This is a genomic window from Anabaena sp. CA = ATCC 33047, assembly GCF_963870205.1.
In the GTDB taxonomy this organism is placed as follows: domain Bacteria; phylum Cyanobacteriota; class Cyanobacteriia; order Cyanobacteriales; family Nostocaceae; genus Trichormus.
Window position 1 is genome coordinate 487,789 of sequence record NZ_CAWMSA010000044.1, and the last position, 12,326, is coordinate 500,114.

Here is a 12,326-nt window from a genome sequence, read left to right on the forward strand (position 1 = left end):
ATTAAATCTTCTATCAGTTGGTTGATGACAATTACAGTGTGGTGGGCAATGCGGAAACTGTGTTTAAACTTCGATGTTTACTTTGATAGCATTGTCCACCCTAAGATTGTTGAGCATGGTGCAAGATATTAGTATTACTAGATGGGAAAAATAATTTTATGCGCGTGTTATTAGTCGAGGATGAACCAGATTTAGGTTCTGCTATTAAACGAACTCTTACCCAACATAAATACGTGGTTGATTGGGTGATGAATGGTAATGAGGCTTGGGAATATTTAGAAAGTAGTTGGACACAATACACGTTAGCTATATTTGATTGGATGATTCCGGGGCTTTCTGGTGTGGAATTATGTAAAAAATTGCGTTATCGTCATAATCATTTGCCTGTGTTGATGCTGACAGCTAAAGACAGTATGGAAGATAAAGTTACGGGTTTAGATGCGGGTGCTGATGATTATTTAGTCAAACCCTTTGGTATGGCGGAATTATTAGCAAGATTGCGGGCTTTGCAAAGGCGATCGCCACAATTTCAGCCTCAAGAATTAACTTTAGGAAATCTGACTCTAGATTATAGCAATAGCAAAGTTATCAGTAAAGATGCGGCAGGAAATCAACAAGAAATTTCCTTAACTAATAAAGAGTTTCAACTGTTAGAATATTTTATGAAACATCCCAATCACATCGTTACTTCTGAACAACTTCGTAACCAACTATGGGAAGTCAACGCCGAGCCTGTTAGTAATGTAGTGGCAGCACAAGTCAGGTTATTACGTCGTAAATTAGCTAATAGTGGTTGTGAAAATATCATTGAAACTTTACATGGTATGGGATATAGGCTAAATCTCACTCATGAAGCAAAATAGATTATTTCAGCGCACCCGTTTACGTTTGGCAGTGTGGTATGCTCTGGTGATGGCTCTGATTTTAACTCTGTGTGGCATTGGGATTTATAAAGCTGTGTCTCATGCTCATTGGATGACATTAGACCAGGAAATAGAATCAGTCGCCGGAACACTACATGATAGTATTGAATTAAAGTTACAACAACCCGGTCAATTAGAACCAGTTATATATGGACTTTTACCCAAAATTTGCATAGTAGGAAAAACTTGTATTTCTGAACCAATAAATTATCATCGTCATACCCTAAGTGCGATTCACCAAGAGCATTATTATGTGCGTTTTTATGATAATTCTGGACGTTTATTTGCTATAGCCGGAGCTTATCCAGAAGGAATATCATCAAAATTTAACCCTGAATTATGGCAAACTCTCAAAGATAGTCAAGGGAAGATTTATCACCAAATTTCTCGGACATTGCATACCCAAGATAATCTTGATTGGGGTTATATTCAAGTCGGGCGGAGTATTGAAGATTTTAGTAATTATTTAGATGCGGTGAAACTAACTTTAGCTTTTGGTTCGCCAATTGTGATTAGTTTAGTGGGTTTTGCTAGTTGGTGGTTAGCAGGTTTAGCAATGCAACCAATTTATAAATCATACAGACAAATTCAACAATTTACAGCAGATGCAGCCCATGAGTTACGCACGCCTTTAGCAGCAACTCAAGCAACTGTAGAATCAGCACTTTTGATGTCACAATTGGATGAATTAGAAGCAAGGGAGCTTTTACAAACTATACAACGCCAAAATCAACGTCTGACTAATCTGGTAGCTGATTTATTATTACTGTCTCGCTTAGACCGTCAACCAGTGACAATCAGTTATGATATTTGTTGTTTAAATGATATTATTAGCGATTTAATTGAGGAGTTTGCCGCCTTAGCAATTGCAGCAAATATCACCCTCAAATCTGAGTTTATGGTGACAAAGCCTGTAAATATTATTGGTAATCAAGACCAAATTTATCGATTGATTTCTAATTTAATCATTAATGCCATTCAATACACACCATCAGGTGGTAAAGTAATAGTTAGTTTAGACCGTAGTGAACAGTATGCTGTGATTCAAGTTCAAGACACAGGTATTGGTATTCCTCAGTTAGAATTATCGCGGATTTTTGACCGCTTTTATCGTGTAAATAGCGATCGCTCTCGTAGCACTGGCGGTTCTGGATTAGGACTAGCGATCGCTCAAGCAATTGTTCAAGCACATCATGGTAGTATAGATGTGCAGAGTCAATTGGATCAAGGCAGTATTTTTACGATTAAGTTACCCGTTGACTCGCTCCGGCTGGAAAACCGAAAATTCAAACGCTGGTGATAGTCGCACCCAGTTAAGTGATTTTGTCTTCTCATCCCAATGCCAACGCAATAAGTTAGCTGTTTGCTGGGGTGCAATTCCTGGTAAACTAATCGCCTGTCTGGGTGCATCAGTAGCTAAAGCGATCGCAGTTTCGACATCACAAATTCCCCACTTCACCAAGTTTTCTACTCCCACCAACAACGGTAAAGTCGTACCTGATAAAGTCCCATCTGGTAGTCGTGCCGTACCATTTTTTACCTCTATCTCTCGACTATCCCAAGGATAAAACCCATCAGGTAGCCCCAAAGGTGACAGCGCATCACTAACCAAAAACAAGCCTTGGCTAGCACGGAGGAGAATTTGCAACATCGTCGGTGTAATATGTTGCCCATCGGCAATAAAACCACACATCACCCCAGGATGGGTAATTGCTGCACCTAATAATCCTGGTTCGCGGTGGTGTAGGGATGGCATAGCATTAAAAGCATGAGTTACCATTGTTGCACCAAGTTCAAAGGCGTGTTGAGCTTGTGCTGCTGTCGCTTGAGAATGTCCTAAACTGACGGTAATACCTAAATCACGTAAATAAGGGATAACTTCGCCAGTAGTATCTAACTCTGGTGCTAAGGTAATGACTTTGACAACATCAGCATAATCACCCAAAACCCGCTTGACTTCCTCAATGGTGAGGGGTAATAGATACTCGGCGGGATGTGCGCCACGCTTGTGATAATTTAAAAATGGCCCTTCCAGGTGTACACCTAAAATCTCAGCACCTGTTTTGGAAGTCGAGATAAAATCTGCAATCACAGCAAGCGATCGCTGTATATTCTCTACAGAAGTTGTTACCAATGTCGGTAAATATCCATCTACTCCCACATCCCAGAGAAACTGAGAGATTTTCGGCAGTAAATGAGCATTTTCCACCGATAAATCAGGAAATGCCAACCCTAAAGCCCCGTTAATCTGTAAATCAATGCCTCCTAAAGAAATCCAATCTCCACCTACATCTAATATTTGTAAATCTGGTGGTGTAACTCGTTGTAAAACTGTCCCCATTGGTAGAATTTGCTCAATTATCCCCTGTTGATTGATTAAGAGCATTTGCAAATCTTGATAGCCTGGGACTCTAGCATTAATAATGTATATAGGTTTGTGTATAGTCATTGGTTATTAGTCATTAGTCATTAGTCATTAGTCATTAGTCATTAGTTATTAGTTATTAGTTTTTCTCCTCCGCTCCCTCATCCCCAATCCCCAGTCACCGCAGAATATGAGATGATAATTACAGCCTCAGCTTGCTGTGTGGGCAAAAATTTTGAATTTTGAATTTTGAATTGTTATGGCTCCTGTTGTTGGCATTATTATGGGTAGTGATTCCGATCTGCCCACTATGAAAGATGCGATCGCTGTTTGCAATGAGTTTGGCATAGAGAACGAAGTAGCGATCGTCTCTGCCCATCGTACCCCAGAACGCATGGTGCAGTATGCCCAACAAGCTCACCAAAGAGGTATTAAGGTAATCATTGCTGGTGCTGGTGGTGCGGCTCATCTTCCGGGGATGGTAGCGTCTTTAACACCATTGCCTGTGATTGGTGTTCCTGTAGCTACGCGCAATTTACAAGGGGTTGATTCTTTATATTCTATCGTCCAGATGCCAGCAGGTATCCCAGTGGCTACAGTCGCTATCGGTAATGCGAAAAACGCCGGACTTTTAGCAGTACAAATCCTGGCTACTCACCAGCCAGAATTACTAGAGAAAGTGCAACAGTACCGTCAAAGCCTAGCTGAATTAGTGATGACAAAGCAAGCAAAACTCGAACAACTAGGCTATGAACAATATTTAAACGATTGATGCGACTGGCATATTAGTAGGGTGCGTCATATCATGTCCGTTTGAATAGTTATCATATCTGTTGGGGTAGGGAACAGGGAACAGGGAACAGGGAAAAAGAAAAGATCAGCATCAAAAACTTATCATAAGTAATGAGCCGGACATGATATCAGATATGAAAAATACGTTGATTGACGGCATTGAAACAGTCTGACGCACTCTACAAGACACATGTAAGGTGGGCATTGCCAAAACGTAAAGTTATGAGTTTTACCAACTGGCAAGCAATGCCCACCCTACGAAAATGTGATCCTTCATCAGCCTGAAGCATACAAAAATTTAATAAGCTTAATATAACTTAATAATTTTCTGAGCAATCATATCTAGCCAAGATGAAATGCTGATAGGACAAAGGCTGTGAGTAATTTATTTAACTATTCACAGCCTCATGATTATTGCTCAATTCTGGTAAATTGTATCAAAACCTACAGAATTAAAACTTCAGTAAATAGACTATTAATCAACTTATTTGTGGATTTGTTGACACCAGAAATGTGCTGATGTTTAGGTAAAATTTTTCGCCGTGGTTAAGTTTGCTCCCGTTGTCAGTCATCGCTTTTCCATCTGGAAAAAATCACCATTGAATAAGCGTATTCAAACTTGGCAACGCTTATTGGCGGTGGCGATTAGCTCAATGATATTTGTAGTTGCGGTGTCGGCGGTTGTGCAAGCAGCAGAACCGCCAAATATGCAGTCTTTATCAGAGACTACAATCAGACTGCAAATTTCGATTGATACTACATGGGTATTACTCACCGGGTTTTTAGTCTTTTTTATGCAAACTGGCTTTGCCATGCTAGAAGCAGGTTTTGTGGAACAAACAAGTGTAGTCAACGTTTTACTAGAAAACTTTGTTGATGCGGCTGTCACAATCTTGGTATGGTGGGCGGTGGGTTTTGGTGTGGCGTTTGGTAGTAGTGCCGGTGGGTTGTTAGGTGTAGATACATTCTTTCTGAGCCTGATGCCTGCGGCTGATGGTAGCTTTCCAATGGGTGCGCCTGGTTCGACAGCTGCGATTAACACCTATACATTGTTCTTTTTTCAGTTTGCCTTTGCAGCCACCGCCAGCACAATTACTACAGGTGCGATGGCTGGCAGAACTGATTTTATTGGGAACTTAATTTATACCGCCGTGATGGGAGCCATTAGCTACCCAATCATCGTCCATTGGGCTTGGAATGCTGAAGGTTGGTTAGCCAAACTCGGTTATCATGACTTTGCTGGTGGTTCCATTGTGCATTGTGTAGGTGGTTGGACGGCGGTAGTAGGTGCTTATTTGTTAGGGCATCGTTCTGGACGTTGTGATTGGGGAACACCACCCCCAGCCCATAATTTAAGCTTGGCGACGTTGGGAACTATGATTTTGTGGTTGGGTTGGTATGGGTTTAATCCTGGTTCAACCCTCGGTGTGGGTAATCCCGGCTTAATAGGGCTAGTGACGATTAATACCACATTGGCGGCGGGTGCTGCGGCACTGTCAGCGATGATTTGGCAATACATCCGCACTGGTAAGTGGAGTTTAGTCTATTGTCTGAATGGTTCTTTAGCTGGGTTAGTGGGGATTACAGCAGCTTGCGCTTATGTTGCGCCTTGGGCTGCGGTGTTGATTGGGTTAACAGGTGGCATTTTATTAGTGTGGGGGATGGATGTCATTGAATCATTACAGATTGATGATCCGGTAGGGGCTTTTTCCGTACATGGGATTAATGGCATGATGGGTACTTTGTCTGTGGGGTTTTTAGGACAAGCAGAACTTACCTTAAACAAAAAAGCCGGGCTATTGTTAGGCGGTGGCATGGAATTATTGGGGATTCAGCTTTTAGGTGTGGTAGCGATCGCCGTGTTTACAGTTGTGTTTAGCTTTGTCATGTTTGGTAGTCTCAAAGCCCTTGGACGCTTGCGTGTCCATCCCGAAGGCGATCGCCTGGGGATTGATGTCTATGAACATGGTGCATCAGTCTGGCCTGATGTTTATACAATTGAAACTTTGATTGCAGCAGACAAAAACCATCCTCAAACTTCCGATACTAATACTTTAGAGAAGGAATAAAACAGTGAAACTTATCAATTGACAAAAGTCAGTAAAAAGTAGTAGTGTATTTCACAAATTTTTTATTCATCTTGACTCTAATTGTTCACCGAAATCAGATTGACAATTTGAGGTGATTTCCCTGTGCATAGTTATTGGTTTCTTCATTAAAGATTCAATGAAGAAGATGTACAAGTAAAAAAAATACATAATAATTTTTGAAGAATAACATCGAAAAATATTTACAAAAGTGCCATTAATTTTCTAAACTTCTATTTATGTTAATTGATGTAATACTGTACAAACAGCCTACAAGTGATTTCATCAAAAATAATGCAAATACACAGTTTTTAACTGTAGAAATTAGGTTTTTTCATTAAATTGTACTTCCTGTTAAACATAGCCGGAAGCTGAGGAGTCCTACTGATGTACAAACAAAAATCGAAATTAAAAAATAGGCGAATTTCCGCAAGAAAATCCGCTAAAACCATTCAATTCAACTCAAAAAGTAAGTTATTCAATTTAGTTAAGCGACTTTCTCCGAGTTGGCAAGCTTGCTTACCAATAGCTTGTTTAATTGTGTTGGGATGGGGTTATGCGGCGGTTGCACAAAGTCCAGCAGCCGAGCAAACCACAGCAGAATTGAAAACAGAATTGAAAGTTGCCCTAGACACGCTTTGGGTAGCGATCGCCGCCTTTTTGGTATTCTTCATGAATGCTGGTTTTGGAATGTTAGAAACCGGCTTCTGTCGCCAGAAAAACGCCGTTAACGTCCTCGCCAAAAACCTGATTGTCTTTGCTCTCGCCACCGTGGCTTTTTGGGCAATTGGTTTTGGTTTCATGTTTGGCGATGGCAATGACTTTATTGGTTTAAACGGCTTTTTCCTAACAGGAGCCGATAACAGTCCTACCACGGGAGATGCTTATCAAGGTGTCTTTAGTGCATTAAGTTGGGCTGGTGTACCACTAGCTGCCAAATTTTTATTTCAGTTAGTGTTTGCGGGAACAGCAGCCACAATCGTTTCTGGTGCAGTTGCAGAAAGAATCAAGTTTGTTGATTTCTTAATTTTCAGCATTTTACTTGTAGGTATCGCTTACCCGATTACCGGACACTGGATTTGGGGGGCTGGTTGGTTAGCAGACAAAGGCTTTTGGGATTTTGCGGGTTCTACAGTAGTTCACTCAGTCGGTGGCTGGGCGGCTTTGATGGGTGCAGCATTTCTTGGCCCCCGTATCGGTAAATATCAAGATGGTAAAGTTGTGGCTCTACCCGGTCACAATATGAGTATTGCCACTCTCGGCTGTTTAATTCTGTGGTTAGGTTGGTTTGGTTTTAACCCCGGTTCGACAATGGCAGCTGATCCCAATGCCATTACTCACATCGCCTTAACAACTAACATGGCTGGTGCAGTTGGTGGTATTGCTGCGACTGCGACAGCTTGGTGGTATTTAGGCAAACCAGACTTGTCGATGATTATCAACGGTATTCTGGCAGGTTTAGTAGCGATTACAGCCCCTTGTGCTTATGTCAGCATTCCTAGTGCTGTGATTATTGGTTTGATTGCTGGTGTATTAGTAGTTTTTGCAGTCACAGTCTTTGACAAACTCGGTATTGATGATCCAGTAGGTGCTACCTCCGTTCACCTGGTTTGTGGTGTTTGGGGGACTCTGGCAGTTGGTTTATGGGCTGTTGGGCCTGGTGTTTATTCCTGGTATGGTGAAGGTGCTGGGCCTGTTAAGGGCTTATTTGCTGGTGGTGGCTTAGAACAGTTAGGCATCCAGTTTTTAGGCGTGATTTCTGTCGGTGGTATGACTGTGCTAATTAGCAGTATCTTTTGGTTAGTGCTGAAGGCGACTTTAGGTATCAGAGTCACCAGAGAAGAAGAATTGGAAGGTTTAGATATCGGTGAACACGGTATGGAAGCCTACAGTGGATTCCTCAAAGAAGCTAGCCCTGGCGGATTTGCAGACGGTGGTAAATTTGGCGGCTACTCATCAGGTGAGGATTTGTCCAAAACAATTTAACAGAGTAGAACAGTTTGTATATCTGGCTTGTGATCACAACCCGCTCCTCCAACTTTTGGTGTTTTTAGAGGTGGCGGGTTTTTCTTGAGCAAATCCACCGAGGAATTACGTATATTAGGGTATAGCAGTAGCCTCACTGCCAACAGCCAGACAGTAAAGCGCAGCATGACGTTGACCATCAATACCTAAAATATGATTGACGCTCATATCGTGGAATCCACCGATACAAAGACTACCAAGCCCTAATTCCACAGCCATCAGACAGATATTCTCAGCTTGATGACCGGCTTCCAGCAGAATAAAACGATAGCCGCGTGTACTATATTTGCAGAGCGATCGCATGAAAACGCCAGTCAGAATCAACAGGGCATTGGCATTAGCAATATAATCCTGTTGTAATAAGGGCGTAACAAAATCTTGAGGTGTAGACTCATTCACCCAATGCAACCCATGATGGCGCGGCTCATAGTGGTATAGTCCATCAGATAAATCTGACACTGCCCGTGTAGAGACAAATAGCTCAATCGGAAACAGTCCACCAGCAGACGGAGCATTTCGCCCTTCGTAAGCATAGCCTTCTACCTGACGCAACCCATTAATACCACAGGCTGCATCCAATAATTGAGCCAAATAAATCAATGGCATCTGGGTATTTTGAAAATCCCTTACCGAATGACGTTTTCTTAATAGATTGGTGAGGTAGTTATCTGATGGTACTGCTGGCAACTCCCGAATAGGTGCCTCTGGCATATACCGCATTTCCGTAGCCGGAACCTGTTTGGTATGACCTCCTGGTGGTGGAGAATTTAAATGATAGAGAAGAGTTAGTTCCAGAGGCTCATTAGCTTTGTACATTGCTGCAATTTCCTAATTTTACGCGATGGGATGGGGGCAGGGATTGAGGTCAGCTTCAGTACGACGACCACCATAACCCAACCGTTCTGGAACTTCAAACAAACGCCGTGAGCCTAATGGCTCTTGCCCAAGTCCAAAATATATCGGCACTAATTCAGTTGCTAAAGTCCTGACTACTCGAAAACCCACCGATGCAATGTCAGGGGTGGTAATATCAACTAAATATGCTTCCACACCCACTGAGTTTAATTTTGTCACCACTGTTTGCAACTTCTCAACTTCTGATTGAGATGTGTCAGTAGGTAAATCTTCGACTTTGAGCGATTGGTCATGTTTCAAGAGAAAGTCTAACTCACCCAGCCGTGCTGTTGTATAGAAAAAAGCACTATGATCATCCATACTTTGGACATCATCATATTTGTGGAGATGAGAACCAGCACCGTTAGCCATCCGTTCCAAATCACCAGGGCGGGCTTGACAAATTTCAAATATTGCTTTGCGTAGTGCCGTTTGGCCATCAAGATGACATCCCAAACCGATAACTACAGCCGGCCCTTGACCTGAATGATCAATGGCGATCGCTACCACCACAGGCACTTTTACATCAGTGGTAAAATCGAATGCCATTAACTCAATATCAAATCTGGCATAATTACGTGCAATTTCTGACATGATTCCTGGTTGGTGGTCAAAATATATTCTTGGCGCAGGTAAGCGATTTAACCAAGTAACGATTAAAGCATCACGCTCAATCAACTCGCACAAGCCACCATAAGCCGCAGATTCTAAACAAGAGCCTGTAGCCATGCCATTAGAAGAAGCTGGTACAATATCATCTCCTGGTTGTTCACCGCACCAGTCAAGATAAGTTAAGGACATGGGGACGAAAACTTGACGGTTGCTGCCAAGTACCTGAGCTGCAATCCATGAAGTCTGCACTGTGGGATCAAAAGCCGGAAAAGGGAAATTCAAGTCAGAGTATTGTCGCTCAGAAAAAGAGTAAAAAGTTGGTGGAGGCAGGGCGCGATCGCCTAACTCTGCGTAGCTACTAACAACTATTCGCCGACGATCAACAATCCCTCCACAGTAGCGTTCCAAGGATTCACCAACAGCACCTAAAATTGCCTGCTCATCAGTCACGCCCTTGCCTACACCGAAGCGTAAATTTTCGACTTGCTGTTTGCGAATTTGGTAATTGGCTAATTCAGCCTGCCATAAGACTGGCAATTCACACTCTGTATATGGCTTACTGATTCTTTCCATTGCTCGGATGATACCAGTATGCGGGCTGACCAAATCCCGCCAACGCGGACTAGCTACTACTGCATTCACGGTGTTTTCTCCTGACGTTGGGAACAATGAGGGCAACCAGGTTTCTTCAGTACAACATTGTGAGTCAGCTGTGTAGTGATTAAATCTAGATGCAGTAATTTACCTTCAGTAGCGATTGGCAAACCCAGCAACATCTTTAATGCGTCAAGGGCTAAGTAACTACCAACTAAGGTATAACCTATCGGTAAGTTTTCTCGGAGCCGTGGTTGAGAACGCCGTTCTCGGTTGAGAAACTGCTCAAGTGCCAATTTTGCCTCTGGAAGCTTGGCGCAAGCCATAGACCGCAGCCGATAGCAGAGATAACAAGGGCCATCCTCAAAAAATACTAACGGCCCCACAGTTGCCTCCACCCCAGCTGCTCCCCCTGGGAGCAATGGGCGTTTCATCTGCAAACATAGTCTGTTGAGACGATACGCTAAATTGACTGATACTGCATCGGTGGCAACAACAACCAAGTCAACGTCTTGAATTGATTTACTGACTATTTCATCATTATTTAAAGGATCTGTCACACTCTCAGTTTCGGTGACTCCTGCCATCGCCTCAATTCGTTGAGCAGCTTCCACCACTCGCTCAGTACCAACTTGATTTAAGTCCCTACCCGACATCATCAGCACATCAGAGGGAACTATATCAGCATCATCGCACAGACGCATAAAACCAATTCCAGAACCAGCTAATGTCATTGCGGCTACTAATCCTGAACCTCCTAGTCCAAATACAGCTATTCGAGCATTGGCTAATTGTTTCTGAGCGTCCTTTTGCTCAAAACCTAACTCATGGTAAAGACTCAGTTGAGGCAGCAATTGAGCGCGACGAGCTAAATCAATTGCATCTTCCTCAAAATCTTCTACTAAACGATGGTCAATTAAAAATTCTAAACATTTATCTAATGAAGAATTTGTGATTTTTTCTTGGACAGCATGACGTATTTCTCCTACGGTTCGGCTGCCATCCAGTAAAGGAAAAACAACTCTATCTACATCGTGCAGAGATTGACCTTTAACTTCTAATGTTCGCCGCGTTGTATTAAATATCATACTTTCCCCATCATGTTCATCTGAGGGGATAACGCGAATAACAAGATGTTCTAGCAGACGCAATCGCTTACTATCATTTAATTTCATAGGGTTGCTTTGATTGTCCTAGTTTTATAAAATATGAGTAAAACTGCAAAAAAGCTAACTCTTGAAGCTAAAATATCATCTGACAAATCACCCAATAGGATATGAAGTTATATTTGATTTAGCTCATAGTCTCTATTTGAAAAACTAATTTCTAATTCTAATAAGTAAAAAAACGAGTCTTTCTTGAATTAATATTTAATTAAAACTCAAGAAAAACTCGTTTTAAAATATTAATATTAGTTGCCAAATTCAAGGTCTAAATTCTCTTCCATCACATCTGATCCTGATTCCAAACTACTGAAACTACTAAATTTTCTACCACAGCGACGATAACATTTGCGCCCACAGTAACGACATCGACTCCAGCAGTATCCACCACAATATCCACCGCAGTATCCACCGCAGTATCTACGGCATCGACTAACCCATCTTTGGCTAGTTTCAGAATCCAACACTCCTGGTAAAACTAATTTTTCTAAAGCAGCGATTTCTTCTTTAGACAGCAGCGTTTGTTCTAATTTATCTTCGCTGTCTACCAAATACATTTCTAATGTTTGGGTGGTCAGTTTTTCTTCTGCAAGCATTATTCTTTCTCCTTTTAGCTGCAAACCAATACCTGTGTTTCAATCTGTTTAAGAGTTATTGCACAGTTATAGATTTTTTTTCGCATCAAACATTCCTAAAGTAGTATTTGAGCCTGTTAATTTGAGAAAATTCTGCAAAATACGACAACTGTTAATTACCGATTTTTATGCTTTTACAACTCTAGTTCAATAAACAAACTTAGGCTGATAGCTAAAATGTCAACAGTTTACTGAAGTTCAAAATCAATTGGTCGTAAATATGGTAATGTCCCTCA

Annotated in this window: 10 protein-coding genes; 5 read left to right on the forward strand and 5 right to left on the reverse strand. The window is 41.8% G+C overall.

The genetic code is table 11. The annotated features are described in order from the left end of the window. The first annotated feature begins 158 nt into the window (after positions 1–158). Complete coding sequence (gene rppA / locus AACS98_RS14075) at positions 159–863, forward strand: two-component system response regulator RppA (protein ID WP_066380801.1); 705 nt, start codon at positions 159–161, stop codon at positions 861–863. After that, positions 850–2,223 (forward strand): two-component system sensor histidine kinase RppB, encoded by a 1,374-nt coding sequence (gene rppB / locus AACS98_RS14080; protein ID WP_066380805.1) that lies wholly within the window; start codon positions 850–852, stop codon positions 2,221–2,223. Before rppA ends, rppB begins: the two co-directional genes overlap by 14 nt. Here the strand turns inward: rppB and nagA are convergent. After that, the gene (gene nagA / locus AACS98_RS14085; protein WP_066380807.1) at positions 2,173–3,372 is read right to left on the reverse strand and encodes an N-acetylglucosamine-6-phosphate deacetylase; all 1,200 of its coding nucleotides are present in this window, start codon (positions 3,370–3,372) and stop codon (positions 2,173–2,175) included. The two genes, rppB and nagA, sit on opposite strands and share 51 nt — an antisense overlap. 175 nt (positions 3,373–3,547) lie before the next feature. Here nagA and purE point away from each other — a divergent pair, with 175 nt between their 5' ends. The 3 genes from purE to AACS98_RS14100 all read left to right on the forward strand — a co-directional run bounded on the left by purE (position 3,548) and on the right by AACS98_RS14100 (position 8,153). Then, entirely contained in the window at positions 3,548–4,060 is a 513-nt protein-coding gene (gene purE / locus AACS98_RS14090; protein WP_066380808.1) for a 5-(carboxyamino)imidazole ribonucleotide mutase, read from the forward strand. A gap of 619 nt (positions 4,061–4,679) precedes the next feature. Beyond that, complete coding sequence (locus tag AACS98_RS14095) at positions 4,680–6,149, forward strand: ammonium transporter (protein WP_066381023.1); 1,470 nt, start codon at positions 4,680–4,682, stop codon at positions 6,147–6,149. Positions 6,150–6,554: 405 nt separating this feature from the next. Continuing rightward, a complete protein-coding gene (locus AACS98_RS14100) occupies positions 6,555–8,153 on the forward strand; it encodes an ammonium transporter (RefSeq protein WP_066380810.1) in 1,599 nt (532 codons plus the stop codon). A 114-nt stretch (positions 8,154–8,267) separates the two neighbouring features. On the opposite strand, the gene AACS98_RS14105 is transcribed toward AACS98_RS14100, so the two are convergent. From AACS98_RS14105 to AACS98_RS14120, 4 genes are all read right to left on the reverse strand, one after another. Beyond that, positions 8,268–9,008 carry a SagB/ThcOx family dehydrogenase gene (locus tag AACS98_RS14105; RefSeq protein WP_066380812.1) on the reverse strand — a complete coding sequence of 247 codons (741 nt, stop codon included), beginning with the start codon at positions 9,006–9,008 and terminating at the stop codon, positions 8,268–8,270. Positions 9,009–9,026: 18 nt separating this feature from the next. Continuing rightward, complete coding sequence (locus tag AACS98_RS14110; RefSeq protein ID WP_066380814.1) at positions 9,027–10,340, reverse strand: YcaO-like family protein; 1,314 nt, start codon at positions 10,338–10,340, stop codon at positions 9,027–9,029. After that, a complete protein-coding gene (locus tag AACS98_RS14115; protein ID WP_066380818.1) occupies positions 10,337–11,467 on the reverse strand; it encodes a TOMM precursor leader peptide-binding protein in 1,131 nt (376 codons plus the stop codon). The genes AACS98_RS14110 and AACS98_RS14115 overlap by 4 nt, the downstream gene beginning before the upstream one ends. Positions 11,468–11,703: 236 nt before the next feature. Beyond that, a complete protein-coding gene (locus AACS98_RS14120) occupies positions 11,704–12,051 on the reverse strand; it encodes a hypothetical protein (protein WP_066380820.1) in 348 nt (115 codons plus the stop codon). Positions 12,052–12,326 lie beyond the last annotated feature (275 nt).

Coding starts and splice junctions, on each gene's coding strand:
- rppA (WP_066380801.1), top strand. CDS start 159: ATGCGCGTGTTATTAGTCGAGGATGAACCAGATTTAGGTTCTGCTATT.
- rppB (WP_066380805.1), top strand. CDS start 850: ATGAAGCAAAATAGATTATTTCAGCGCACCCGTTTACGTTTGGCAGTG.
- nagA (WP_066380807.1), bottom strand. CDS start 3,372: ATGACTATACACAAACCTATATACATTATTAATGCTAGAGTCCCAGGC.
- purE (WP_066380808.1), top strand. CDS start 3,548: ATGGCTCCTGTTGTTGGCATTATTATGGGTAGTGATTCCGATCTGCCC.
- AACS98_RS14100 (WP_066380810.1), top strand. CDS start 6,555: ATGTACAAACAAAAATCGAAATTAAAAAATAGGCGAATTTCCGCAAGA.
- AACS98_RS14105 (WP_066380812.1), bottom strand. CDS start 9,008: ATGTACAAAGCTAATGAGCCTCTGGAACTAACTCTTCTCTATCATTTA.
- AACS98_RS14115 (WP_066380818.1), bottom strand. CDS start 11,467: ATGAAATTAAATGATAGTAAGCGATTGCGTCTGCTAGAACATCTTGTT.
- AACS98_RS14120 (WP_066380820.1), bottom strand. CDS start 12,051: ATGCTTGCAGAAGAAAAACTGACCACCCAAACATTAGAAATGTATTTG.